This window comes from Roseibium sp. (genome assembly GCF_051016195.1).
GTDB lineage: Bacteria > Pseudomonadota > Alphaproteobacteria > Rhizobiales > Stappiaceae > Roseibium.
The window spans coordinates 5,438,598-5,464,597 of record NZ_CP134616.1 but is presented as its reverse complement, the minus strand read 5'-3'; the positions used below and the strand labels follow the sequence as shown (position 1 = coordinate 5,464,597).

Below are 26,000 nucleotides of genomic sequence, written 5' to 3'. Positions count from 1 at the left end.
CGTCAATGCAGGACGTGACCCTGCAACCCTGCCTTGGACTCTCATCCCTTTTTGGCTTCAGCAACGAAGCGGCGTATTTCTGTCTGTTTCCAAGTCGGGGATACGGAATTGTTTCCAGGATTTGTCGTCCCGTTTGCCGGTTAAGCGGCAAGGCCGGGATCCAGTAGCCACCGTGGCCGGAGGGCATAAGAAAACGGTGGATCAAGTGGTTACCGGGTTCCGGCCTTCCGCTGTGCTTCAGCCGGAATGACAAGTCTTCTGATTTGAAATGGTTCTACCTAGGCAGATTTCGGGAAAGGGGAGGTCTTCAACGCGACGGACGGTTCCGCAACAAAAAATGCCCGCCGGTGAGGCGGGCATCTTGCATTGGCATCCTTGGTCTCAGTCGGACAGCGCCTGATCCAGATCGGCGATGATGTCGTCGACCTCCTCAAGGCCGACTGAAATACGCACGACGTCCGGCCCTGCGCCGGCTGCCGTCTTCTGGTCATCCGTCAGCTGTCGGTGCGTTGTGGAGGCGGGGTGAATGATCAGGCTGCGCGTGTCGCCGATATTGGCGAGGTGCGAGAACAGTTCGCACTTGGAAACAAGCGCCACGCCCGCATCGTAGCCGCCTTCGACACCGAAGGTGAAGACGGCGCCGGCTCCCTTGGGCATGTACTTCTGCTGGAGTGCGTGATGCTTGTCTTCCGGCAGTGCCGCGTAGGAGACCCAGCTGACCTTGCTGTGCCCGGACAGATGCAGGGCAACCTTTTTGGCATTGTCAGAGTGGCGCTGCATGCGCAGCGGCAGCGTCTCGATGCCGGTCAGGATCATGAACGAATTGAAAGGCGAAATCGCCGGTCCAAGGTCACGCAGCCCGAGCACGCGGCAGGCGATCGCGAATGCGAAGTTGCCGAAGGTTTCGTGCAGGACGATGCCCTGATATTCAGGTCTCGGCTCGGACAGGAGCGGATACCGGCCGCCGGCTGACCAGTCAAAGCTGCCACCGTCAACGATGATACCGCCCATGGAGTTGCCGTGTCCGCCCATGAACTTGGTCAGCGAATGCAGCACGATGTCGGCACCATGCTCGATCGGGCGGCAAAGGTATGGCGTTGCCATGGTGTTGTCGACGACCAGCGGGATGCCCTTGGCCTTGGCGAGCGCGGAGATCGCCTCGATGTCCATGACGATACCCCCGGGGTTCGCCAGGCTCTCGATGAAGATCGCCTTGGTGTTCTCGTCGATCGCCGCCTCGAATGTGTTGAGATCGTCCGGGTCAGCCCATTTGACGCTCCAGCCGAAGCTCTTGAAGGAGTGGTTCAGCTGATTGATGGAGCCGCCATAAAGCTTGTTGGCTGCGACGATGTTGTCGCCGGGCTGCATCATGGTGTGGAAGCAGAGCAGTTGCGCGGAGTGGCCGGATGCGGTCGCAAGCGCGGCTGTGCCGCCTTCCAGGGCTGCAACCCGCTCTTCCAGAACGGCGGTCGTCGGATTGGTAATGCGCGTATAGATATTGCCGAAGGCTTGCAGGCCGAACAGCGAGGCCGCGTGATCGACGTCGTCGAAGACGAAAGATGTCGTCTGGTAGATCGGGGTGGCGCGTGCGCCCGTGGACGGATCGGGTGCGGCACCGGCATGAATGGCCAGCGTGGAAAACCCTGGAATATTTTCGCTCATAAACAACCTCCCTTTGGAATTTCGCGCAGTTTGACCGAACCTTGAGGGGAGGTCAAAGCAGGATTTTTCGAATTGAAGCGCCTCAATGGAATACCGATGTCAAAGGCTTGAGCGTGCCGCAGCGTCTTTTCTGATCATCCGGCAGGGTCAGCTTTCGGTCTTGCCGGTCAGCCCGCGATGCTGGAAACCCGACTTGAGCGTCGGGCGCCTGGCGGAAATTGTCTTGGAATTGACGCCGGCCCAGCCGATCTCGCCGGAGAGCCGCCCGTATTCGATTTTCGGACAACGATCCATCACGACCTTGATGTCGGCATCCTCGGCGCGCTTCGCCGCCTCGTCGTGGCGAACTGTCAGCTGCATCCAGATGACTTTCGGCAGTCTGCCGCTTTCAAGAACATGATCGACAATCTGTCCGGCAGCTTCCGAGTTACGAAAGATATCGATCATGTCCGGGACGTCCGGAAGGTCATCCAGCGAGGCGTAGACGACCTGGCCGAGTATTTCCTTGCCCGCCTGGCCCGGATTGATCGGCCAGACGTCATAGCCTTTTGAAAGCAGATATTTCAAAACGAAATAGGACGGGCGCACATTGTTCGCCGACGCACCGATCATCGCAACGGTTTTGACCTCATCGAGGATGCCCTTGATGTAGGTGTCGGAGTAACTGTCGTGATTCATGCTTCGTGATCCTGAGAAAATGTGCGTCATCCAATGTCAGTTAAATTGGCGATGCAAGCCCCCAACGCGAAAATTCTGAACCTTGCCCAAGTCGGGGCAGCACGATTTTGATGTATAAACGTAAGGGTTGTGAAGTCATGAGGTTCTATCTGATCAAGAGCGCTTCAACTGAAGGCGCGCGAAGAAAGTAGGTTGAGCAAAAAAATGTTTGTAAGATTTGTTCGCGCGAAAAAACTGAGTGGCGGCGCAGCCAGAGAGGGGTTCCTCAGCGCAGCCTATGACCTGCATGCCGACATACATCTCGATCCGCTCGCACACGCCAGGCTCCAAGATCTGCTGAGCTGGTTTAGCGACCATGTTCCTGTGCCAGACAGGTTCAATAAAACCAGCTCAAAAGGATGGTATCGAATAAAAACAATGGGATTGAGTTGGTTCAAGCCTACTGCTCAAGACGCATTGTCAAAGTCTTTTGAACTCGTGCACCTTTTGCGGGACAACGGTCATTTTACCGAGGTCATCCGCACTGACCGTGTTGGCTACGTCGTCTACGAAGACAATGTTCAGGTCATCGCCGAGCCCTACAGCGACACACCCGTGTAAGTGCCGCTGCTCAGCTGTCCGTCCAGTCGGGCTTGCGTTTTTGCAGGAACGCGGAAATGCCTTCTTCGGCATCATTCGCCAGCATGTTTTCCACCATTGTCTGCGCGGCGAAATCATAGGCTTCGGACAGCGGCATTTCCAGTTGGCGGTAGAAAGCTTCCTTGCCGATCTTGAGCGTTTTCAGGGACTTGGAGGCGATCGTTTCGGCGTATTTCTGAATAACCTGATCCAGGTAGTCCCGCGGCACGATCCTGTTGATCAGCCCGAATTCCTTAGCCGTCGAGGCGTCGATGCTCTCTCCGGTAAGCAGCATTTCCATGGCGTGTTTCGGGGCGACATTACGGGAAAGCGCAACCATCGGGGTGGAGCAGAAGAGGCCGATATTGACGCCCGGCGTGCAGAAGGTGGCGGTATCTGTTGCAATGGCGAGGTCGCAGGAGGCAACCAGCTGGCAGCCTGCAGCCGTGGCAACCCCGGTGACGACCGCGATCACGGGTTTGGGCAGGCGGACGATCTGCTGCATGAGGTCGGAACATTGGCCCATGATCCGCTGATAGATGGCCTTGCCTCCATCGGCTTCGGCGCGGGCGGCGGTCAGCTCCTTCAGATCGTGACCAGCACAGAAAACCTTGCCTTCGGCTCCCAGAAGGATCACCCGCACGGCCGGGTTCTGGGCGGCTGCGTCAAGTTCCGCCGACAGCGCCGCCATCATCTCCGAGGAAAGTGAATTCATGCGGTCGGGCCGCTGCATGACGATCCAGTAGACACCTTCATGCAGAAGCGTGCCGAGCATCGGCTTTTCGGTTTGGTCGTTCGCGGCAGTTTCAGACATGGCCGGTTCCTGAAGCATTGGTTTTGCGGTTGTTATAGCTGAACGCAGCGCCAGCGCGATAGCTGAAAGTGTCTCCGGGCCGAATGTTTCACGCAGCCTTTATCGACCATCCGAACCTCTTCGCTGCGAACCGCCGTGTTTTCAGGTAAGATGAAGGCATGTGGAGAGCGGCACGCACACCCTTCCTGTTTTCCGCCGCCCTTTTTGGGGCGGTTTTCCAGTCGCAGGCGAATGCACAGGAACAGGTTGACGTTGCCCTCGTGCTGGCCATCGACGTCTCCCGGTCCATGTCCCAGGAGGAACTGGAACTCCAGCGCAGGGGCTATGCGGCAGCCATTGCCAGTCCGGAAGTGATCAGGGCCATCGACCTCGGCGCGCGCGGCCGGATCGCGCTCATGATGTTCGAATGGGCAAACGACAACCATCTGCGCGTGATCGTGGACTGGACGCTGATCGACGAAGCGGCCGACGCCCGGGCCTTTTCAGATCAGGTACTGGCGGACATGTCCTTCAGCCAGCGCCGCACGTCCATATCCGGCGCGATCACCCATGCCGCCGAGTTGCTGGAAGATGTGCCGTATCGGGCCGACCGGCATGTCATCGACATTTCCGGCGACGGTCCGAACAATCACGGCCGGGCTGTCACGCTCGCCCGGGACGCGGCGCTGGAAAAGGGGATTACAATCAATGGTCTGCCGTTGATGACAACGGGCGGGCCGGGCTCGCAGTTCAACATTCCCGATCTCGATGTCTACTATCGCAAATGCGTCACGGGTGGCCCTGCAAGCTTCGTCATACCGGTGACTGACTGGGCCCAGTTCCCCGACGCGGTGCGCCGCAAGCTGATCCTTGAGATTGGAGGTTACGAGCCGGAACAGCCGCGCGTCCAGCCCGTGCAGTTCACCTTCGAGGAACCCTATGACTGCATGATCGGCGAAAAGATCTGGGATCAGCTGCGCGAGCAGTTCTTTCTCGATCCCTGACAGCGGCAATCCCGGATCTACGTGGATCGCCGAATTGGCGCGGCCCCGGAACATCGTCAGAATGGCCGGATGAATGCACCGGACAAAACGGGGGCAGGCAGGCTCAAGCGGACGCTATCCTTGCCCTGGCTGGTCTTTTATGGCGTGGGTGTCACGATCGGCGCAGGAATCTTCGCCTTGATCGGAGAGGTGCTTGCGCTCGCCGGCGACCGGGCGCCGCTGGCCTTTCTGCTCGCAGGTCTGATTGCGGGCGTGACCGGCGTTTCCTATGCATCGCTGATCAAGCGATTTCCAAAGGCAGGCGGCGAGGCCGTGTTTGTGAACCGGGGCGTCAGCGGTGCATTCGCGCGCTTTGCCGGCTACGGCGTCGTCGCGACCGGCACGATTTCAAGCGCCGTCATCTCGATCTCTTTCGCCGGGTATATCCGTGAATTCGTCGACTTGCCGGAGTTCGTCCTGGTGGGGCTGGTCATCTGCGGCCTGTCGGCCGTGGCCTGGTACGGCGTGCGCGAAAGCGTCGTCTTTGCAGCGGCGGTCACGCTGATCGAACTGGGAACGCTTCTGGTCGTCATCGCGTTCGGAGCGCCGTTGCTCACCGATCTGCCTGAAGTGGCACGGACGTTGTCTCCAACCTTCAATATCGCCGTCCTGAGCGGCATCCTTTCCAGCAGTGTGCTCGCGTTTTTTGCCTTCATCGGTTTCGAAGACATGATCAACATGTGTGAAGAGACGGTTGCGCCCGAGCGAACCGTCCCGCATGCGATCTTCTGGACGCTCGGTATAACGCTCTTTGTCTATGCGCTGCTTGCCATCATTGCCGCGCTGGCCGAAGGGAGAGAGGCGATCGTGGCGTCGTCCGCGCCGATGGCACGCGTCTTCGAGGCCGTGTCGGGACTGTCGGGAAAACCAGTAGCCGCCGCAGCCTCCATTGCCATGGTCAATGGCATCCTGGTCCAGATCGTCATGGCGAGCCGCGTGCTCTACGGCATGGGAAACGAGGGACTTGCACCCAGGTGGTTTTCAAATGTCGATCCGGAGCGGCAGACCCCTGCAAGGGCAACGGTCTTCGTTGCTGCGATGGTGCTGGTGCTCGCGCTGCTCTTTCCGCTCGTGCAGCTTGCTTCGGCGACCAGCCTTGTAACCTTGGGAGTCTTCGCGCTGGTCAATCTGGCGCTCTTCAGGCTGGGCACAAGTGAGGCGGCAGGGAACCTTCATGATCGGCGCTGGTGGGGATTGGCCGGAGTGATCCTGTGCCTGAGCATTGCCGGTTTCCAGCTTCTGATCGGGGTAACCGGCGGCCATTGAGCACACCGCCCCGGGCCTCGCTTCTTATCCGCGCCTGCGTCTGCGCCGGCGCTCGCCGCCACCAGCTTCGTCCGCGACCGGGGCCTTGCGTTCAGGCAGGTCTACCGAGGCGCGCAGATGCGGGAAGGGATCGACCTTGTTGGGCAGGGCCATCGCATTGACGAAATGTTCCTGGAACTTCGGTTCCAGCGCCGTTTCGATTTTTTCGATGTCGCGCACCGTCTGTTCGATTTCGCGCCTGTAGCCCCGGTTCAGGAGCGCCATGCGCGCGCCCGTTCCGGCGGCATTGCCGACACCCGTGACCCCGTCGAGCGGGCAATCGGGAATAAGACCAAGCACCATGGCGTATTGTGGATCGATGTAGCTGCCGAAGGCGCCCGCCAGCCGGATGCGATCAAGCGAATAGGTGCCGAGCTTGTCCTGAAGGAGCTTGACGCCCGCATAGAGCGCGCCCTTGGCAAGCTGGATGGCGCGGATATCGGTCTGCAAGATCGAGATTTCGACATCCTCATCCGCGATCAGGTAGGAAAAGGTGCGCCCCTGGGCCTGGACACGCGGTGTGCGGGCAGCGAGGGCTCCATCAATGACCCCGTCTTCGGTGATGAGGCCCGCCAGGTACATTTCCGCAACCGCTTCGATGATCCCCGAACCGCAAATGCCGGTCACGCCGACGCTGTCGATCTTTTCCGCAAATCCCTCTTCGTCGGACCATTCGTCGACACCGATGACCTTGAAGCGCGGTTCCAGGGTGTCCTTGTCGATGCGGATACGCTCGATGGCCCCCGGCGCTGCACGCTGTCCGGAAGAGATTTCGGCGCCTTCAAAGGCGGGGCCGGTCGGCGAGGAAGCGGCCAGGAGCCGGTTTTTGTTGCCGAGAACGATTTCCGCGTTCGTGCCGACATCCACGAGCAGTGTGATTTCGTCGTGGCTGTAGGGGCTTTCGGACAGCGTGGCCGCCGCCGCGTCCGCCCCGACGTGCCCGGCGATACAGGGCAGCATATAGACCCGCGCGCCGGGATTGAGTTCCAGTGACAGATCGCGCGCCGTCAGCACCATGGCGTCGGAGGCGGCAAGCGCGAAAGGCGCGCCGCCGAGTTCGACCGGGTCGATTCCGAGGAAGAGGTGATGCATCACAGGATTGCCGACAAAAGTCGCGTCCAGGATGTCGGATCTTTCCGCGCCGACGTCGCCGACGAGTTTGCCAACCAGCGCATTGATCGCCTCGCGCACGGCCCTGGTGAGGTCCGGCAGCTTCGACGGGTTCATCTGGACGTAGGACACCCGCGACATCAGGTCTTCGCCGAAGCGGATCTGCGGGTTGGAGGTTCCTGCCGACGAGACGGTACGGCCGTTCTTCAAATTGCACAGATGTGCTGCGATGGTCGTCGAGCCTATATCCACCGCAAGGCCATAGACCGCTTTCTTCTCGCCCGGCCAAAGGGCCGTTATCGTCGGCTGCAGCGCTTCATCGGCATAGACGGCGGCGGTGACTGTCCATTTGCCTTTGCGCAGGACCGTCTGCACTGATGGCAGCAGGATCGAATCGACTGCAAGATCGGTCAGGCCGGCTTCGCTTGCGAGCGCTTCGCGCAACCGGTCGATGTCGCCGCGCGGCGTCTCCATGTCCGGCTCGTCAATGGAAACGGTGATCAGCGAGATGGCGCTGTCGGCATCGATATGTTTTGCCTCAGCGCGCTTTCTCACCACCTGGCGGTTGGTCTGGGCATCGGTCGGAACGTCGACCACCAGGTCGCCGAGGATCTTCGCCTGGCAGGAGAGCCGCCGGTCGGAGGCAAGGTTGCGCAGCGTTGCGTAGCGTGTTTCCGCTTCCGTCGCGCCCTCGAGATGATCGGCGGAACTTGTCAGGTTTTCCTTCGCATAGGTGCCTTCTGAAACCGAAATCTGACAGCGCCCGCAGATCCCGCGTCCGCCGCAGACGGATTCGACATAGACACCCAGCGACCGTGCAGCGTCGAGCAGCGGCGTGCCGACCGGAAAGGATCCCCGTCGCCCGCTTGGCTGAAAGACGACTTTTGCAAGTTTGGCCTGTTCGTTCATGCTTTCGCTTCCGTGCCACAACCCCTCCTCACGAGGGGGAGGGGATTGGGGTGGGGTAAAGGACCCGCGCCTTCAAGCAGCTCCCATTTGGTTCAGAGCGGCGGCAACAAACACCAAATCAGTTATCCCGCAGACCTTCGCGCAGCACGGCCACCCCTGCGCCGTCCACCGCCGGAACCGCCGGCCGCTTCCGCGGGCGCTGGGGCTGCGCCGCCGGCTGCGGGCTGGTGATCGCGATAAGTCATGATCCACTCCTGGCAGTTCGGGTCGGTTCCGTTCAGAACGTTGGCGGCGCGCACGGCTTCCATTTCCTGCGGGCGGCACGGGTTCATGATGGCGGATGTCATGCCTGCGCCGATGACCATCGGGATGAAGCCGGCATTGATGCCGTGCCGGTGCGGGAGACCGAACGAGACGTTGGAAAGGCCACAGGTCGTGTTGACCTTCAGTTCGTCGCGCAGACGGCGCACCAGCCTGAACACTTGCTGACCGGCCGTGCCCATGGCTCCGATCGGCATGACCAGCGGGTCGACGACTATGTCGTGCGACGGGATGCCGAAATCGGCCGCGCGCTCGACGATTTTCTTGGCGACCGCGAACCGGACGTCCGGATCTTCCGAAATACCGGTCTCGTCGTTCGAGATCGCAACGACCGGTACGTCGAATTTCTTGATCAGCGGTAGGATGGCTTCAAGCTTTTCTTCCTCGCCGGTCACCGAGTTCACCAGCGGGCGGCCTTTGGTCACTTCAAGACCGGCCTTGATGGCTTCGGTCACCGATGAATCGATTGATAAGGGAATGTCAGTAAGCTCTTGAACGATCTCGAGAGTCTTGACCAGAAGCGGCGGTTCGGTCTCGTTCGGATTGACCGCCGTCACTCCTGCATTGACATCGAGCATCGTTGCGCCTGCGGCCACCTGCGCGAGTGCGTCCGACTTCACGGTTTCAAAATTGCCTGCAACCATTTCTGCCGCAAGCTTCTTGCGGCCGGTCGGATTGATCCGTTCGCCGATGACACAGAACGGTTGATCGAAACCGATCACGATTTCCCTGGTGGCGGATGCGACGACTGTGCGTGTCATTTAGGCGCTCTCGTTGGCAGTCATGGATGATGAGGATTGAAAAGACCAGCTCCCGCGGCCATGCAGCCAGTCTGCAGTCTTCTGGATGCCGCCAAAGGGATAGACATGGATCTGGGCGAGCTGAGCGTCGGGCTGGCTAGTGACGCGCGCTTCCAATGGCTCGACCATGGTCTCCGGGTCGTAGCCGGCGAGCATCGATACGACGGCGCCGCCGCGCTTTTTCAGGAACTTCAGCGAATTCTCGACGCCGGCAAAGGCGGCATATTTCAGGAGCGTTGTCATCTTGGCCGGGCCTGCAACGCCGATGTGAACAGGGAAAGCATTGCCCCACTCACGCAGTTCGTCCAGCCACAGGCTGACACGGTGCGGATCGAAGCCGAACTGGGTTACAATGCGGAATTCGGCATCGCTTTCAGCAGCCAGCTTATGCTTGCGCATCAGGAATGACCGGATTACGTCGGGCGCGATGTCCGGAGCGCCTTCGGGATGGCCGGCAACCGCGATCTTGCGGATGCCGAGCTTGTTGAACAGTCCCGTCTCGAGAAGAGCAACCGACGAGGTGAGGGGACCGGCCGTTTCGGCTTCACCCGCAATCGCGAGCACCTCGGTTGCGCCGCCTTCGTTGACGAGGCGCGTGATCCGGCGCTCGAAGGCCTCGTGCGAAGGGTAACGCCGCGCCGCCATGTGCGGAACGGCGATCAGCTTGTTGTCGGTCAGGGTGCGCACCGCGTCGACGATCATGTCCTCCGAAACATTGCCGAGATCGGTGACATAAACCTGCGTGCCAGCCGGGATATTCGCAAGCAGTTCTGTCTTCTCGACCACCTGCTTCGGCGACATTTCGGTGGAGGCGGCAAAGCGCCCGGTGGCCAATAAGCGCTGTTCAGTCATGTTCCGTGCCTCCACTTGCGAGCAGGGTTTTCAATCTGTCTTTGGGATAAGCGACAAGCAGCTCGCTCAGGGCCGTTTCCGCTTCTGTTTCAAGATCGTCCGAGACTTCGACCGGGTCTGTGCGGCGCCACTCTGCCATGTAGGCTTCGCTGTCCTTTGCACCGATCCGCATGGCGCAGGCGTCGATCGCTTCCATGAAAACGGCAGGCAGTTCGCGGCGTGCGGACTTGCGGCCCTTTTTCACCAGGATCTGTGCCGGGATATCCCGCCAGAATACAATGATCTTTTGCGCCATGTGCTCATCTTCCTCCGAGAGCATGATTGCCGGATGCAATTCGATTCAGGTCGCCTGATAGCGGCATGCGAGCGTGAAAATCCGACTTGCACGGACCGCGCGTCAACGCTCTGCCTCTGCGCCCAGAAAACCGGAAAGAAGACCATAGCCGGTTCGCCTGATCTCGAAGGTGAGCTCCAGCCTTTCGGCAGCTTCGCGGGCGGCTCTTTCAAGATCCGGATTGTCGGTCTGTGCGAGATACACAAGGCGCTTGTAATGGGCGAAATACATGTCCCTCAGGTGGGGGTGCCAGTCCAGACCGAGCGGTTCGATGACCATCGACTGGAAGTGGCGCGCGAGGAAATCGGTGAGGTAGAAGGTACCCAGTTCCTCTTCCGCCAGTTTGTCGAATTCCTCCAGGCCGGAAAAGAAAGCATAGCAATGCGCGCCTTCGATCCGCTTTGCACCTGTTTCCTCAAGCACCTTGTCGAGGAGACCGCCAGTGCCGCAATCGCCATAGCCGATCAGGATTTCCGAGTACGCGTCCTTGTGCAGCAGGATCGTGCGCCGCACTTCGTCGGGAATCTTGTCTGGCGTGTTGTGAAGCTGTGCCGGAAGGCAGGTGAGATCAACGTGATCTAGACCGTTCAGATCGCGCACCGCGATGATTTCCCGTGCCAGCGCACCGCAGGCAATGATGAGGACGCGACCGAACTTGTCGTTCGCGTCCTCGTCGTTCTGGATCGGGAAAAGGGGCTCGTCCACCTGCATCCCGGCAGCCCCTTCGAACACCGTCTCAGCCTTTGGCGGCGAGCTGGTTGTGGCGGCGGGCAATCAGGTCCTTCGCCATTTCAACGGCCACAGCCGCGTCGCGGCAGTAACCGTCCGCTCCGACCGCTTCACCGAACTCTTCGTTGAGCGGCGCACCGCCCACGAGAACGATGTAATCGTCGCGGATGCCCTTGGCCTTCATTTCGTCGATCACGACCTTCATGTAAGGCATGGTGGTGGTGAGAAGCGCCGACATGCCGAGGATCTCGGGCTGGTGCTCTTCAAGCGCGGCGAGGTAGTTCTCGACCGGGTTGTTGATGCCGATGTCGATCACCTCGAAACCCGCGCCTTCCATCATCATGGAAACAAGGTTCTTGCCGATGTCGTGAATGTCGCCCTTCACGGTGCCGATGACCATCTTGCCGACCTTCGGTGCACCGGTTTCCGCCAGCAGCGGACGCAGGATGCCCATCCCGGCCTTCATGGCGTTGGCGGACAGGAGCACTTCCGGCACGAACAGGATGCCGTCGCGGAAGTCGATGCCGACGATGCGCATGCCTTCGACAAGCGCCTTCGTCAGGATGTCATAGGGTACCCATCCGCGTTCCAGCAGGATGTTCACGGCTTCAACAATCTCTTCCTGCAAACCGTCATAAAGGTCGTCATGCATCTGTTCGACGAGTTCGTCGTCGGAAAGGGACGCGAGATCGATATCTTCTTCATCGGACATGGGCAGCTCCAACAGGGCGCAAGTGACTAGAACTTAGTATAAAACCTTATGCCTGAAGGCTGATTTGCCGATATCTTCAATGCGACACGGCAAGTCGCTTACGCGACAGTGCCGGTAAACCGGCGGTCACAAAGAAAAGGGCGGGTCGATTGACCCGCCCGAGTTAGCTGTTCTGGTCCGGACAGATCAGAACAGACCTTCGATCTGGCCGTTGCCGTCCAGACGGATGTGGTTTGCCGACGGAACCCGAGGCAGACCGGGCATGGTCATGATCTCGCCGCAGATCGCGACAATGAAACCGGCACCTGCCGACAGGCGAACTTCTCGGACCGGCAGGCTGTGCCCGGTCGGTGCGCCGCGCAGCTGCGGGTCAGTGGAGAAGGAATACTGCGTCTTGGCCATGCAGACGGGCAGGTCGCCGAAGCCGTCGGCCTCCCAGCGCTTGAGCTGGTCGCGCACGGATTTGTCGGCGAGCACTTCGTCGGCCCGGTAGATCCGCTTGGCGATCGTCTCGATCTTTTCGAACAGCGACAGGCTGTCTTCGTAAAGCGGTGCGAACTGCGCGGCGCCGCTTTCGGCGAGCTCCGAAACGCGCTTGGCCAGCTCTTCCGTGCCTGCGGAGCCGTTCGCCCAGTGCGTCGCCAGGATCGCGTCGACGCCGAGTTCTGAGCAGTAGTCCTTGACCGCCTGGACTTCGGCTTCGGTGTCCGCGGTGAAGTGGTTGATCGCAACGACGGCCGGAACGCCGAACTGTTTGACGTTCTCGATATGCCGGCCAAGGTTGGCGCAGCCTTTGACGACCGCATCGACATTCTCGGTGCCGAGATCATCCTTGGCGATGCCGCCGTTCATTTTCAGCGCCTTGATGGTTGCGACGATGACCACCGCGTCCGGGGAGAGACCCGCCTTGCGGCACTTGATGTCGAAGAACTTCTCGGCGCCGAGATCGGCACCGAAGCCGGCTTCGGTGACAACGTAGTCGGAAAGCTTGAGAGCCGTCTGGGTCGCCACGACGGAATTGCAGCCGTGCGCAATGTTGGCGAACGGGCCACCATGAATGAAGGCCGGATTGTTTTCCAGCGTTTGCACCAGGTTCGGCTGCAACGCTTCCTTGAGGAGAACGGTCATGGCGCCGTCTGCTTCGATGTCGCGTGCGTAGATCGGCGTACGGTCGCGGCGATAGGCGACGATGATGTCTCCGAGGCGCTTCTGAAGATCTTCCAGATCGGTTGCAAGGCACAGGATCGCCATGATTTCGGAGGCAACCGTGATGTCGAAACCGCCTTCGCGCGGGAAGCCGTTGGCGACACCGCCGAGCGAGCAGACGATTGAGCGCAGGGCACGGTCGTTCATGTCGAGGACACGGCGCCAGGTCACGCGGCGCTGGTCGATGCCAAGTTCGTTGCCCCAGTAGATGTGGTTCTCGATCAGGGCCGAAAGCAGGTTGTGTGCCGACGTGATGGCGTGGAAGTCACCGGTAAAGTGCAGGTTGATGTCTTCCATTGGTACGACCTGGGCATAACCGCCGCCGGCAGCGCCGCCCTTCATGCCGAAGCACGGGCCGAGAGACGGCTCGCGCAGGCAGATCATCGCGTTCTTGCCGATCTTGTTGAGACCGTCGCCGAGGCCGACCGTCGTGGTGGTCTTGCCTTCGCCGGCCGGCGTCGGGTTGATCGCGGTCACAAGAATCAGTTTGCCGTTCTCGTGCTCACCGAGAGCATTGATATAATCGGCCGAGACCTTGGCTTTCGTCCGGCCGTAGGGCAGGAGAGCCTCGTCCGGAATGTTGAGGCGCTCACCGATCTCCTGGATCGGTTTCATCTTGGCTGCACGGGCAATTTCGATATCGCTTGCCATTGGGTATCTCCGCGGCATGTCCTTGAAAACTGGATCGGGTCAGTCGGGACGGGGCCGCTGACAGTGCCCGGAACGCTATGTGAGAGCGCAGTGCAGCATCTGTTCCGTTTGCGACAGGATGCACTTTGGAAACGACGATGGCTCATGGACATCGGGCAACACGTCAGGAAACGCCTCGTTCCGCAAGCACATGCCGCAAAAGAGCAATTGCAATGGCGCGCGAAACTGACTTTATTTCCGTTATGACAGATTCTGATATTCTCTCCCGGCTGCCTGAGCGCCTGAAGCAGGCACGACGCGCACAGGGCCTCTCTCTGGAAGCGGTCGAAAAGATCTCCGGTGTTTCGAGATCGATGGTCAGCCAGATCGAGCGCGGCGAGTCCAATCCGACGGTCGCGACACTGCTCAATCTCACCCGGGCGCTGAATGTCGATTTCGCAGGTCTCCTCGGAGAGGAAGTTGCCGAGGACCGGGTGGAAATCCTGCACGAACACCAGACGCCTGCACTCGACCGGGCCGGTGACGGCTGCAAGATCCGTATCCTCTCCGCTCCGCAGGATGCAGGCAAGCTCGAGGTCTACGAACTCGTCTTCAAAGAAGGTGGCAAGCTTGACAGCAAGCCGCATGCGCGCGGCACCCGCGAACAGCTGATTGCCCAGGAAGGCCGTCTCGCGGTGACATCCGGAGTTGCCAACGGCACAATCAATACCGGTGACACGGCCCGCTATGCCGCGGACGTTCCGCACGCCATCGAAGCCATTGACGGCCCCGCACGCGCGATCCTCATGGTTGTGAAGTTTTAGAACTCTCCTGCCTCGGATCAAAAATCCGCTATACCGGACGTGATCGCTTTCTATTGAAGGAAAATTCCGATATAGTGGATAGAGTGTCCACTTTATCGGAGCTTCGCCGTGAGCAACGCTTTCCTGTCCCACATCTCTGGCATCCTTGAAGAAATCGAGGCCGAGGGCCTTTACAAGAAGGAACGGGAAATTTCATCGCCACAGGGCGGTGTGATCGAGGTGAACGGGCGCGAGGTCATCAACCTGTGCGCCAACAACTATCTGGGGCTTGCCAATCATCCGGCGCTTGAGGAGGCCGCGCGCAGAGCGCTTGAGCCGAGGGGATACGGCATGGCATCCGTGCGGTTCATTTGTGGCACGCAGGACATTCACCGCGAGCTGGAGCAGCGGCTGGCGCAGTTTCTCGGCAAGGACGATTCTATCCTGTTCGCTGCCTGTTTCGACGCCAATGGCGGCCTGTTCGAACCGCTCCTCGGTCCGGAGGACGCGATCATATCGGACGCGCTCAATCACGCCTCGATCATCGACGGCATCCGGCTGTGCAAGGCCAAGCGTTACCGTTATGCGAATTCCGATATGACGGATCTTGAAGACAAGTTGAAGGAAGCGCGTGCCGATGGCGCCCGTCATGTCATGATCGCCACCGATGGTGTCTTTTCCATGGACGGATATCTCGCGAAGCTTCCCGAGATCACGGCGCTGGCGCAGACGTACGATGCGGTGGTGATGGTCGACGACTGCCATGCCACCGGGTTCATGGGGCCGAAGGGCGCTGGAACACCGGCCCATTTCGGCGTCGACGTGGACATTCTGACTGGAACGCTCGGCAAGGCGCTGGGCGGAGGCATCGGCGGCTATATCGCCGGCCCGCAGCCCGTCATCGACCTGCTGCGCCAGCGCGCGCGGCCCTACCTCTTCTCAAACTCCCTGCCGCCGGCGGTCGTCATGAGCGGGCTTGAGGCGATCCGGCTGGTGGAGGAGGGCGACGATCTGAGGCGTCACCTGTTCGACAATGCGGACTATTGGCGCTCGGGCCTTGAAGCGCTCGGGTTTGAGCTTCTCGCCGGCGAGCACCCGATCATACCGGTCATGCTGGGGGACGCGAAACTGGCGCAGAAAATGGCCGCGAAGCTGTTCGAGGAAGGCGTCTACGTTGCCGGATTCTTCTTCCCTGTCGTGCCGCGCGGTCAGGCGCGTATCCGCACCCAGATGAACGCCGCTCTCACGCATGAACAGCTTGACCGGGCCCTTTCTGCTTTTGAAAGGGCAGGCAAGGCGACAGGGGTTCTGTCATGAGCAGCAACCAGATGAAGGCGCTCTCCAAGCAGGAGCCGCGAGAAGGCCTCTGGATGACCCGCGCTCCAGTGCCGGAGATCGGACCCGATGACGTTCTGATCAGGGTTCACAAGACCGGCATTTGCGGAACCGACATTCATATCTGGAACTGGGACGACTGGGCCGCGAAAACAGTGCCGGTTCCCTTGATCACGGGACACGAGTTTGCCGGCGAAATCGTCGAACTCGGCAAGAACGTCACCGAGTTTGAAATCGGCCAGAGATGCTCCGGCGAGGGGCATCTGATCGGCAAGCAATCCCGCCAGTCACGGGCGGGCAAGTTTCACCTCGATCCGGAAACACGTGGGATTGGTGTCAACGAGCAGGGCGCTTTCGCGGAATATCTGCGTTTGCCAGCGTTCAACGTGGTGCCGCTGCCGGATGAAATCGACGACGAAATCGGCGCGATCCTTGACCCGCTTGGCAATGCGGTTCACACGGCTCTGAGTTTCGATCTTGTGGGCGAGGATGTTCTGGTGACAGGTGCCGGACCCATCGGGATCATGGCGGCTGCCGTTGCGCGCCATGTCGGTGCGCGCAATGTTGTCATCACCGACATCAACCAGGCGCGGCTCGATCTGGCGGCGAAAGTCACGGATGTTGTGCCCGTGAATGTTGCCGAACAGGACCTGAAGGGGATCGAGCAGAAACTGGGCATGCGCGAAGGTTTCGACGTCGGGCTGGAAATGTCGGGAAGTCAGGCCGCACTGGATCAGATGGTCGAAAATCTTGTCATGGGCGGGCGCATCGCGCTGCTCGGCATTCCGCCCGGCAAGTCGCCCGTCGACTGGTCCCGGGTCGTCTTCAAGGCGATCACGATCAAGGGCGTCTATGGCCGCGAGATCTTCGAGACCTGGTACAAGATGATCGCCATGCTCCAGAACGGTCTCAACGTGCGCAACGTGATCACGCACCGTTTCGGCGTCGATGACTTCGAAGCAGGCTTTGCCGCCATGAAGTCGGGCGAGGCGGGTAAGGTGGTCCTCAGCTGGATGTGACACGGGGCAACGCCATGCGGCAGAACCGATCTGCAAACTATCTCATCCTGAGGTGCGATGGCTCAGCGGGGCCAGATCGCTGATCCCCCCTTGCGCAGGGATGACAAGCCAACATGGACGAAACCCTCCTTCACGGTTTTGAGACCAACACGGGAAATACGGAGAGTGGGACGGTCCCTACCGCCGTCATTCCAGACAGGTGCGGCGATGCCGAACGACGATCTGGAATCCGGTAATATGCGTGAGCGAAGCGAACGCGAACGCCAAGACTAAAGCCGACAGACGCACCTTCGGCGCGAAATACATCTGGTTCCCGGATCGGCGCGCAGCTGGCACTGCGCTTGTCCGGAATGACGGGTCCCAGGCAAGCAACAACTCAGATCCCGGGCCGGGGAGGCGCGGCGGCGCGCATGGGTGTTCCGCCAAGGTTTGCCTTCGTCTCCTAGGCCGTCGCATTCGGCTTTGTCCGGGAAGACAGATTGTTGCCTGGACGAGGGAGAAACTGGTCCGCCGGTTCAGGCGAAACCCGACTTTTGCGGCAGACCGAGTTTTTTCAGGATCATCACGACCGGGCACAGCCCCGTAAAGGAAGCCTGCACGAGATGCGCCCCGAGGATACCAGTGAGCCAGAGCCAGTTGAGATTGATGTACACCGCAAGCAGCACGGAGGCGACAATCAACGTACCGACCACAAGAAGAATTGCGCGTTCAACAGTCATTTTCAGCTCCTTACATTCATAATTTCGCAAATGTGAATATAAAGGATCGATGCTTATCGCACCAGTCCGAAAACCCGGATTTTATCCTCGTCACGCGGAAGTGTACACGCATCAAAGGAGCGGCACTTTTTCAGGCGGATAGGTTGCAGGTCGTTTGCCCGGGCGCGTCTTTACGAGCGTGTGCTCTCGTTCTTATCGCCGCGAAAAAAACAGGGCTCAGAGCGCCGGGTCCGAATTTCTCTGCCAACCCGGATCGAAACCGACATCCGAACAGCCGCTGAACCGGGCCATTCTCTGAAGCTCTGCTTCCAGTTTGGCGAGCCGTCCCTTGCTTGCCCTGACGCCTTCTTCGGGCCAATAGGCGCGAACCTGAAGCCGATCTTTGTCCCGCTGCGCCTTTATGTCGATCCGCCCGATCAGACGATCGCCCTCCATCACGGGGAAAACGTAGTAGCCGTAACGCCGCTTGGGCTCGGGAACGAAGATTTCGATCCGGTAGGCAAAGCCGAATAGCCGCTCCGCGCGCTTGCGGTCGCGCAAGGCAGGATCGAAGGGCGACAGGATCCGCACCCGGGATGGGGGCTCCGGAAGATCGTCCAGTTCGGCAAGCGTTTCCGGAAAAAGGAAAACGCGCCGGAAATCGCCATGTTGGCATTCAATCTCGGCTTCAACGATGGTCCCGTCCGCAAGAGCGTTCTGGCACCAGGTCTTTGCTTCCTGCGGCGATATCAGATCCCAGAAAGCGGCAATCTCTCCGGACGTCGCGAACCCGAGCCTGGAAAGTGCCGACCTCGCGGCCCAATCGATCGTATCCTCGGACTCGTGGATCGTGTTTCGATGGCCATCCGGGATCACGCGCTCTGTCAGATCATAGACCTTCTGAAACCCCGTGCGCCGGCAGACCGAGAGCTCGCCGGTGCGCCAGAGAAACTCCAGCGCGGTCTTGGACGGATGCCATTCCCACCAGCCGCCCGAACTGCGGTTTTCGTCTTCTCCAACGCTCGCGGAGGTGACGGGGCCGTGGTCGCTGATCCGCTTCAGGACATCGTCCAGTTTCTGTTCGAATTCGTTCTGGTGCCAGTTGCGCCATCGTTTGATCAGCCGCTCCCGGTCGCGTTCAAAACGCAGCTGCCAATGGGAAAAGAACTTCGTCGGGATGATCGACGCGTCATGGGTCCAGTGCTCGAACACAAGACGATCCCGCTCCAGGTGGAGTTTCAGGTTCTTTTCCTTGTAGGCAGGCCGTCGTGCAGCAAGAATCATGTGGTGTGCACGCGCGACCGTATTGATGCTGTCCACCTGAACGAAGCCGAGTTGATCAAAGACTGCACACAGATCGTCGCCCTTGCCGTTTCCCTTTGGAGGCGTGCAAAGACCGTGTTTGTTCAGAAACAGTCGGCGGGCTTTTGAGTTGGATAGTCTTGGCAGGGGCGTGGCATTCATGGAGAGCACAGTAACACCATAGTGGTGGCTGCGAAATCCGATTTCAGATCGTTTACACCGCCATCATTTGTACTGTGGCCGTTGATGCCGACATTGCGGCGCGTATCGACACGCACTAAAAGTCGTGACGACAGGTGAGCACAAGGGCGGCAGGACACGGGTGTGAGTGATTTGTTTGGACTGAGCCCGGGCCTGATCGCAATCGCGGGGCTCGTCTTTGTTTTTGCCGGCTTTGTGAAAGGGCTTGTCGGGTTCGGCCTGCCCGCGATTGGTCTGGGACTGATGACCGTTTTCGTCGGGATCGAAAAAGCCATGCTCCTGATTCTCTGGCCGTCATTTTTGACCAACGTTTGGCAGGCCCTGTCAGGTGGATATCTCAAGGTGTTGATCGGAAGGCTTTGGCCGTTCCTTGCGACCGCCGTCCTGACCCTGGGCGCGGGCACTTTCATTCTGACCAGGGTACCGGAGGGCGTGGCCGATCTGGTTCTGGGCTTGCTGATGGTGGCCTATGCGCTGCCGATGCTCGCCGGATTCTCGTTTCTGCTTCAGGACAGGCATGCCGTTCCTGTCGGGATCGCCGCCGGAATGGTGAACGGCGTTTTCTCGGGCCTGACGGGTGCCTTCGTCGTTCCGGGCATCATGTATCTTCAGGCGCTGGGCCTGCAGCGGGACGCGCTGATTCAGGCAATGGGCCTTCTGTTCCTGCTGTCAACCGTTGCCCTGGGGTTGTCCCTCGGCGGGTTCGGTCTCATTGGCGGCGTTGAAATGCTGGCCTCCATCGCGCTGGTTGTCCCGGCCTTGACCGGTGTATGGGCCGGCCGGCGTTTCCGGCGCCGTTTCTCCGACACGGCGTTCCGCAGATTGATTCAGCTCGCGATTCTTGCGCTTGGGCTTTACCTCGTTCCCCTTGGTGTCTTGCGGCTTGTCCAATGAAAACGCCGCCCGGGAGGCGGCGCTTTGAAATCCAGGTCTGTTTTGGACCGTGCTACTTCGCAACAAGTCGCATGGGCGCTGCGGTGCCGACACCCGACGTCGTCTTGGTGTTGGCCCATTGGTAAGACTGCCGTTCCTCGGTCGGCGTGCACAGGAATCGCTCCCGGTAACACTTGGTGAAGTGCGAGGTGGACGCGAAGCCGCAGGCGAGGGCAACGTCGAGCACCGGACGGCTGGTGCGCCGAAGCAGATCGCGGGCCGTCTCCAGGCGCAGGCGCAGATAGTACTGACCTGGCGTGCAGTTGAAATGCCGGCGGAACAGGCGTTCCAGCTGGCGAGGCGACAGACTGACGGTCATCGCGAGCTGCTGACAGCTGAGCGGGTCTTCAATATGCAGATCCATGATGCGGATTGCGTCGAGGATCTTCGCGTTCGAGATGCCTGTCCGGGCCTCGATGTCGTGCCGCTGCGCGGATTCGCCGGAGCGCATGTTCTGGTAGAGCGCAACCTCCGCGATTTCATGCGCGAGATACGCGCCATGCTGGATCGCAATCAGGCGCAGCATCATGTCAAGCGAGGCCATGCCACCCGCGCAGGTGATGCAGTTCCGGTCGATGGCGAAAATGTCGGACGTCACTTCGACATCCGGGAACTCTTCCCTGAGGGATCGCAGATTTTCCCAGTGGATGGTGCAGCGTCTGCCATCGAGAAGGTTGTAGCGTGCCAGAAGATAGGCGCCCGTGCAGATCGCGCCAAAGGTGCGGCCCATCGCATTCAAACGCCTGAGTTTGTTCCCAAGGTCCGCATCCAGCGGAAGCCGCTCGACATCGATGCCGGTACATAACAGTGTAACATCGGCATCTATAAGTTCACGAATAGATTTATTGGCCATGACTTCGCAGCCATTGCTGGCTACGACTGAATTTCCATCCAGCGAATAAGTAGTCCACTCGTAATACTCGCGGCCGAGAAGCCGGTTTGCTAATCGCAGCGGCTCAATGACACTGGCGAATGCATTCATGGAGAACCTGTCCATAAGCACAAATGCTATGGACTGGCCTGTTTCTTCGTGCGTGCGTCCGGACATTTACTTTACCTCATTGGAAGGTATTATTATGCTTTGTTTTATTTGATCAGTAATTTTTGCTTTTTTTATTTGTCTGTCAAATAAAAAAAATCGATCTCAAGCAACTTTGCGGGAACGTCATGTGAATGTCGCCTTCGCTGCTTCCTCGCCCGACACCCGTTGGTGAAGTAAGCGACCATGATTTACATGCCGGAAACTGGGCGCCGGTGCTCTCGTGCGCTATGCACGTAAGAATACGGATGCACAACGCAAGACGTCCGGATCGGGGTTTTCCTGTGCGATCTTTTGGAAGGGCGCGTGCGACTTTGGAGAAGCTGGACTCGCAAACCAATTCCCGCGCAGGAGACGGATGATTTCCAGAGCCGAACTATCCGTGGAGGCCTGTAACTGATGACGTTTTACTCGGACTGTCTGTTGAGCTATTTTCCCGTCGAACAGACGCTCGCGATCGTCGCTTCGAAACACGATTTCGCCAATTCACTAGTTTCAAGGATCATTTTAGAATGTTTTTTTTGCGAAGCGGACAATTCGTGGATTTGCGTTGCTTCAAGTCAATGCGGCCGTGGTCTACATGGAGCAGAACCCCTGATGCGTGAAGACCTACGGATTTCAAAAGATATGAATGTACTCGCCAAACCATCTGATCTTGAAGCCGCCGTTCCTGCGAATGTCTTCGTTGAAGAAGTGAAAACGGTTCAGCATTACACCGACCGCCTGTTCCGGTTCCGCATGACCCGTCCCGCAAGCTTCCGCTTCCGCTCCGGCGAGTTTGTCATGATCGGCCTCATGATCGACGGCAAGCCGCTTTACAGAGCGTATTCGATCGCCAGCCCTGCATGGGATGAAGAACTGGAGTTCTTTTCGATCAAGGTTCCGGACGGCCCGCTGACCTCTCATCTTCAGAAGATCCAGCCGGGTGACGCGATCCTGATGAAGAAGAAGCCAACAGGGACACTTGTGAACGATGCGCTGATCCCTGGCAAGCGCGTCTACATGTTCTCGACCGGCACCGGCATCGCGCCGTTCGCGAGCCTGATCCGTGATCCCGACACCTACGAAAAGTTCGACCAGGTCATCCTGACACACACCTGCCGCGAAGTTGCCGAGCTGAAATACGGTGAAGATCTTGTGGCGGAGACCATCAACGATCCGCTGATCGGGGAGTTCGCAAAGGACAAGCTCGTCCACTATACCTCTGTCACTCGTGAGGACTTTCCGCGCCAGGGCAGGATTACCGACCTCATTGAGAGCGGGAAGCTCTTTGATGATCTTGGAGTGCCGCCTTTGGATCCGGCCGTAGACCGGGGCATGATCTGCGGTTCGATGGACATGATCAAGGACACCAAGGTCTTGCTTGAAAAAGCCGGTCTGACCGAGGGCGCCAACAACAAGCCGGCGGAGTTTGTCGTCGAACGCGCGTTCGTCGGCTAAACCGCCGGGGCGCTCAAGGCGCTCAGGGCAGTTGTCGGAAGCGCCGGCCTGCATGAGGCCGGCGTAGCACTGAGCGCCTCCCAGGCGTGAGCGGGGCCGGTCCGGTCCCTGCGGCCGGGCCCGTTGATGAACCGTGATCCCTCGTCCGGAGATCCGCGAAGACCGCTTCTGTTGCGGCGGGAAATATCGTGGGAAAAGTACTTTTATGTATTTGTATCCGGGAGCGTTTTACTGGACTGTTGTCGCTGGAGTGACAGTGACATTTAGACCAGTGTTGGAAGCAAGCCCGGCTCATGAAACTTGATAGCGAAATCCAGGTTATCGCGGAAATCGGGTGCAATCATCTTGGCGACATGGATATTGCCTGCCGGATGATTGAAACGGCAGCCGGATATTGCGGCGCTCACGTTGCCAAGTTTCAAAAGCGTCACAACAGAAGCCTGATTCCGCCCGATATCTACAACAGGCCGCATCCCGTTCCCGCAAATTCATACGGGCGCACATATGGCGAGCACAGGGAGTACCTCGAGTTCTCCATAGGGCAGCATAGCGAATTGCAGCAGGAGTGCCGCAGGCGGGGGATCGAGTACTCCACGTCGGTGTGGGATCTGACTTCCGCTCAGGAAGTAGCGGCTCTCAAGCCTTCGATGATCAAGGTGCCGTCGGCAACAAACCTGAACTACGATGTGCAGGAGTACCTCTGCAGAAATTTCGACGGCATGATCCACGTTTCGACCGGAATGACCACCGGACGTGAGCTGTCTTCAACTGTCGAATTTTATGAAAAAATGGGACGCGCACGCGATCTGGTCGTCTATGCCTGCACATCCGGATATCCTGTTCCATTTGATGAAGTCTGCCTGCTCGAGATCAATCGCCTGCAGGACCTCTACGGCGAGCGAATAGCAGCGGTTGGATTTTCCGGTCACCATATCGGCACGGCGGTCGATATGGCGGCCGTCGCGGTCGGCATGAGCGGTGAAGCACGCTTCAGGCGCGGTCCCTTCAGATATATCGAGCGTCACTTCACGCTCGATTGCAACTGGAAGGGAACCGACCACGCGGCCAGTCTCGAACCCGATGGCCTTCGCCAGTTGTGCGACGGTGTCCGGGAGGTTTCGGCGGCACTGAATTACAAGGAAAAGGAAATACTCGACGTCGAGGTGGCCCAACGTCACAAACTCAAGTGGCGCGAATCCAGCGCAAACGAGACCGATCGGTTGCTGCTGAACAAGGTTTCCTAGAGGTGCAGGGCGCAGCGGCGCGCGCGCAAATTAAGGCGCTCGTAACCGATTTCGACGGCGTGCACACCGACAACACGGTACTTCTCGACATGGACGGACGGGAGTTCGTCCGATGCAGCCGGGCTGACGGCATGGGTATGGAAATGCTGCGCGTGCGCGGGGTTAAACTTCTTGTTCTGTCGAGGGAAAGTGACGGCGTGGTCGCAGCACGTGCGCGAAAGCTTCAAATGGAGTGCGTGCACAACGTCAAGGATAAGCTGCCGGTGCTGGATGACTGGAGGCAGCGCAACGGCTTGTCGTGGCAGGAACTTGCCTATATCGGCGACGACATCAACGATCTTGAATGCCTGGCGGCCAGCGGCTTGCCGGTCGCACCAAGCAACGCACGTCCGGAGGTCAAGGACATCTGCAAGATCGTGCTGCAATCTGCGGGGGGAAACGGTGCCCTGCGCGAATTGTGTGATCACTTGATCGAGCGCGAACTGGTATCGGAGGTTTTGGATTGAGGGGACAATGGTAGCTGTGTCTATGGGCTCGGACAGGCAAACACTTTTTCTGGGTGGAAGCGACAAGGAGCGGCTTTACCTGAAGGACGACGAATTCGTAAGTGAAAGCGGCGAGAGGGTCGTCGTCAACGCGACCGATATTCCGGGCGTTGACATGAGGGATACCGTGGCTCGCCACATGGCGCGCTACTTTCAGCTCGGACTGTTCTGCCGCCCGGATCTGCGCGTCCTCGATTTCCCCTGCGGCAGCGGGTATGCAGCCGAAATTCTGAGCCCTCTGCATATCGTCTACCAGGGTCTCGATTTCGACAAGACCACGGTCGAATACGCAAGACGCGTCTATGGCCGCTTTCAGGCCGATTATGGTTTTGGCGACCTTTGCAATCCCGATCTGGCGCGCGAAAGCTATGATGTTGTCGGATGCATCGAGGGGCTGGAACACATCGAAATTGACCGGCAGGACCGCTTGATTGGTTCGCTCAGGGATGCGCTGGTTCCCGGCGGGGTGCTTGTGGTGAGCAGTCCGGAAGCCAGAAGCGGCGTCTCGGGCCCGAGTGAAGACAATGCGTATCATCTCGGTGAACTGACGCGCGCAGATTTCCTGTCACTGCTGTCCCGTCATTTCAGGCCATCCGATATCGAAGTGGTGACGCAGGAAGCAACGCTGACAACCGGCTTCAAGAACACATGCCTCTTCGGCATTTGCCATAAACCGCAATAGGGCTGCCGCTCGACCGCCCAATCCTCTGATTTATCTCGGCTGCCGCCAGGTTGAAGCAAAAACCGGCTCGTTCCTAAGACTTTCGCGCGAAAGCGGGTTGTTTGTAGAAAGGCAGCTTTTCGAGAAAAAGGCCGTGCTTTTCGATAAAGCTATCCGCCGCAATGGTGGCGCCAACGGTGGCCTGGTAGTCGTCGAAAACAACCAGCCCGTTCTTCACAACGCGGCTGTAAAGCAGATCGAGCGCGAATTCGGTGGGCTCCAGAACATCCATGTCGAGGTGCAACAGGGAGATCCGAAGCGCCGGATTTGCCTTGAGGTATTCCGGCAGGGTTTCAAAGACATTGCCTTCCACCAGCTCGAAATTTGCAAAGCCTTTCTGCTGCAGAATTCCATCAAGCTCGGGTTTGGAAAGACCGTCGCCTGCCTGTGATTCATAGGCTTCGATGAATCCCAGGTCCTCAGACCGCGAAAGTCCGGTGCGCGGAAACTTTCCAAACGCATCGAAACCGATGACACGGCGGGAAGAAACATCTTCGAGCGCTGCGCGAAAGGTCGCAAATCGAATGAGGGAAAGACCCTTGAACACACCCAGTTCGACGACATCGCCCGGGAGGCCAGTGATCATTTTGTAAAGCTCGTAGTGGGCCAGCGCCTTGTTCAGGCGTGTCGGGTCAGAGAACCAGTGGTAACCATTCTCGAAGTCCCACACATCTTCGGCCGAAATGCCCTGAACGATGCGCGCGCTCGCAGAAGTCATACGCGTTCCTTCTCCAGTTACAAAAGCTGAACACCAAACGCATTGCATTTTCAACGATATTACTCAATTGCACTCTTTCCCGACAGTTTTCGTTCTTTCAATTATCAACAGTTTTACTCGGTCGCTGTTCTATTGCATGGTTTGAGCAGTTTAATTTCCATTTTGAAAATCATTTCAACAGTTAAACTCGGTTTTATAATCGCGTTTCACTTGTAGTCTCACGACTCGCGTGTGATCCTTTCCGGAAGAAGAGAATCATACGGCAAATTGCCCTTTGGAAACTGTTCAGCGTAACTCCAA

At 58.9% G+C, this 26,000-nt stretch carries 25 protein-coding genes; 11 read left to right on the top strand and 14 right to left on the bottom strand.

The genetic code is table 11. The features are described 5' to 3' along the window. Positions 1–381: 381 nt before the first annotated feature. Complete coding sequence (locus RDA78_RS24870; protein ID WP_434052446.1) at positions 382–1,662, bottom strand: O-acetylhomoserine aminocarboxypropyltransferase; 1,281 nt, start codon at positions 1,660–1,662, stop codon at positions 382–384. 147 nt (positions 1,663–1,809) lie between these two features. Next, entirely contained in the window at positions 1,810–2,340 is a 531-nt protein-coding gene (locus RDA78_RS24865; RefSeq protein ID WP_434052445.1) for a CoA-binding protein, read from the bottom strand. A 192-nt stretch (positions 2,341–2,532) separates the two neighbouring features. On the opposite strand from RDA78_RS24865, the gene RDA78_RS24860 reads away from it, so the two are divergent. Continuing rightward, positions 2,533–2,940 (top strand): hypothetical protein, encoded by a 408-nt coding sequence (locus RDA78_RS24860; protein WP_434052444.1) that lies wholly within the window; start codon positions 2,533–2,535, stop codon positions 2,938–2,940. A 10-nt stretch (positions 2,941–2,950) separates the two neighbouring features. On the opposite strand, the gene RDA78_RS24855 is transcribed toward RDA78_RS24860, so the two are convergent. Further along, positions 2,951–3,772, bottom strand: coding sequence for an enoyl-CoA hydratase (locus RDA78_RS24855; RefSeq protein WP_434052443.1), 822 nt, complete (start codon positions 3,770–3,772; stop codon positions 2,951–2,953). Between the two features lie 158 nt (positions 3,773–3,930). Here RDA78_RS24855 and RDA78_RS24850 point away from each other — a divergent pair, with 158 nt between their 5' ends. Together RDA78_RS24850 and RDA78_RS24845 are read left to right on the top strand one after the other, a co-directional pair. Beyond that, positions 3,931–4,755: a DUF1194 domain-containing protein gene (locus RDA78_RS24850; protein WP_434052442.1), complete on the top strand. Its 825-nt coding sequence runs from the start codon at positions 3,931–3,933 to the stop codon at positions 4,753–4,755. Positions 4,756–4,824: 69 nt separating this feature from the next. After that, positions 4,825–6,060, top strand: a complete 1,236-nt coding sequence (locus RDA78_RS24845; protein WP_434052441.1) for an APC family permease — start codon at positions 4,825–4,827, stop codon at positions 6,058–6,060. Positions 6,061–6,084: 24 nt separating this feature from the next. On the opposite strand, the gene RDA78_RS24840 is transcribed toward RDA78_RS24845, so the two are convergent. The 7 genes from RDA78_RS24840 to RDA78_RS24810 all read right to left on the bottom strand — a co-directional run bounded on the left by RDA78_RS24840 (position 6,085) and on the right by RDA78_RS24810 (position 13,723). Beyond that, entirely contained in the window at positions 6,085–8,118 is a 2,034-nt protein-coding gene (locus RDA78_RS24840; protein ID WP_434052440.1) for an ASKHA domain-containing protein, read from the bottom strand. A 122-nt stretch (positions 8,119–8,240) separates the two neighbouring features. Beyond that, positions 8,241–9,200: a methyltetrahydrofolate cobalamin methyltransferase gene (locus tag RDA78_RS24835; RefSeq protein ID WP_434052439.1), complete on the bottom strand. Its 960-nt coding sequence runs from the start codon at positions 9,198–9,200 to the stop codon at positions 8,241–8,243. Beyond that, positions 9,201–10,091: a methylenetetrahydrofolate reductase gene (locus RDA78_RS24830; RefSeq protein WP_434052438.1), complete on the bottom strand. Its 891-nt coding sequence runs from the start codon at positions 10,089–10,091 to the stop codon at positions 9,201–9,203. Then, positions 10,084–10,386, bottom strand: coding sequence for a virulence factor (locus RDA78_RS24825; protein ID WP_434052437.1), 303 nt, complete (start codon positions 10,384–10,386; stop codon positions 10,084–10,086). The genes RDA78_RS24830 and RDA78_RS24825 overlap by 8 nt, the downstream gene beginning before the upstream one ends. 102 nt (positions 10,387–10,488) lie before the next feature. After that, positions 10,489–11,199 (bottom strand): DUF1638 domain-containing protein, encoded by a 711-nt coding sequence (locus tag RDA78_RS24820; protein ID WP_434052436.1) that lies wholly within the window; start codon positions 11,197–11,199, stop codon positions 10,489–10,491. Then, positions 11,162–11,866, bottom strand: a complete 705-nt coding sequence (locus RDA78_RS24815) for a corrinoid protein (protein WP_306145139.1) — start codon at positions 11,864–11,866, stop codon at positions 11,162–11,164. The genes RDA78_RS24820 and RDA78_RS24815 overlap by 38 nt, the downstream gene beginning before the upstream one ends. A 186-nt stretch (positions 11,867–12,052) precedes the next feature. Beyond that, the gene (locus tag RDA78_RS24810; RefSeq protein ID WP_434052435.1) at positions 12,053–13,723 is read right to left on the bottom strand and encodes a formate--tetrahydrofolate ligase; all 1,671 of its coding nucleotides are present in this window, start codon (positions 13,721–13,723) and stop codon (positions 12,053–12,055) included. A gap of 212 nt (positions 13,724–13,935) precedes the next feature. Here RDA78_RS24810 and RDA78_RS24805 point away from each other — a divergent pair, with 212 nt between their 5' ends. From RDA78_RS24805 to tdh, 3 genes are all read left to right on the top strand, one after another. Then, entirely contained in the window at positions 13,936–14,526 is a 591-nt protein-coding gene (locus tag RDA78_RS24805; RefSeq protein WP_434052434.1) for a helix-turn-helix domain-containing protein, read from the top strand. 108 nt (positions 14,527–14,634) lie between these two features. Beyond that, entirely contained in the window at positions 14,635–15,822 is a 1,188-nt protein-coding gene (locus RDA78_RS24800; protein ID WP_434052433.1) for a glycine C-acetyltransferase, read from the top strand. Then, entirely contained in the window at positions 15,819–16,859 is a 1,041-nt protein-coding gene (tdh, locus tag RDA78_RS24795; RefSeq protein WP_434052432.1) for an L-threonine 3-dehydrogenase, read from the top strand. Before RDA78_RS24800 ends, tdh begins: the two co-directional genes overlap by 4 nt. 515 nt (positions 16,860–17,374) lie before the next feature. Here the strand turns inward: tdh and RDA78_RS24790 are convergent. After that, complete coding sequence (locus RDA78_RS24790; protein ID WP_434052431.1) at positions 17,375–17,578, bottom strand: YgaP family membrane protein; 204 nt, start codon at positions 17,576–17,578, stop codon at positions 17,375–17,377. Positions 17,579–17,794: 216 nt separating this feature from the next. After that, positions 17,795–19,021: a winged helix-turn-helix domain-containing protein gene (locus tag RDA78_RS24785; protein ID WP_434052430.1), complete on the bottom strand. Its 1,227-nt coding sequence runs from the start codon at positions 19,019–19,021 to the stop codon at positions 17,795–17,797. A 162-nt stretch (positions 19,022–19,183) separates the two neighbouring features. Between RDA78_RS24785 and RDA78_RS24780 the strand changes: the two genes are divergently transcribed. Then, positions 19,184–19,954, top strand: a complete 771-nt coding sequence (locus RDA78_RS24780) for a sulfite exporter TauE/SafE family protein (RefSeq protein WP_434052429.1) — start codon at positions 19,184–19,186, stop codon at positions 19,952–19,954. A gap of 52 nt (positions 19,955–20,006) precedes the next feature. Here RDA78_RS24780 and RDA78_RS24775 read toward each other — a convergent pair whose 3' ends face one another. Then, a complete protein-coding gene (locus RDA78_RS24775; protein ID WP_434052428.1) occupies positions 20,007–21,041 on the bottom strand; it encodes a GlxA family transcriptional regulator in 1,035 nt (344 codons plus the stop codon). 618 nt (positions 21,042–21,659) lie between these two features. Between RDA78_RS24775 and RDA78_RS24770 the strand changes: the two genes are divergently transcribed. From RDA78_RS24770 to RDA78_RS24755, 4 genes are all read left to right on the top strand, one after another. Continuing rightward, positions 21,660–22,472: a ferredoxin--NADP reductase gene (locus tag RDA78_RS24770; protein WP_434056205.1), complete on the top strand. Its 813-nt coding sequence runs from the start codon at positions 21,660–21,662 to the stop codon at positions 22,470–22,472. Positions 22,473–22,765: 293 nt separating this feature from the next. Next, entirely contained in the window at positions 22,766–23,716 is a 951-nt protein-coding gene (locus RDA78_RS24765) for an N-acetylneuraminate synthase family protein (protein ID WP_434052427.1), read from the top strand. A 2-nt stretch (positions 23,717–23,718) separates the two neighbouring features. Then, the gene (locus RDA78_RS24760) at positions 23,719–24,222 is read left to right on the top strand and encodes a KdsC family phosphatase (protein ID WP_434052426.1); all 504 of its coding nucleotides are present in this window, start codon (positions 23,719–23,721) and stop codon (positions 24,220–24,222) included. Between the two features lie 7 nt (positions 24,223–24,229). Beyond that, positions 24,230–24,943 (top strand): class I SAM-dependent methyltransferase, encoded by a 714-nt coding sequence (locus RDA78_RS24755; RefSeq protein WP_434052425.1) that lies wholly within the window; start codon positions 24,230–24,232, stop codon positions 24,941–24,943. Positions 24,944–25,016: 73 nt separating this feature from the next. Here RDA78_RS24755 and RDA78_RS24750 read toward each other — a convergent pair whose 3' ends face one another. Continuing rightward, on the bottom strand, positions 25,017–25,700 hold the full coding sequence (locus RDA78_RS24750; RefSeq protein ID WP_434052424.1) for a TylF/MycF/NovP-related O-methyltransferase: 684 nt from the start codon (positions 25,698–25,700) through the stop codon (positions 25,017–25,019). Positions 25,701–26,000: the final 300 nt, after the last annotated feature.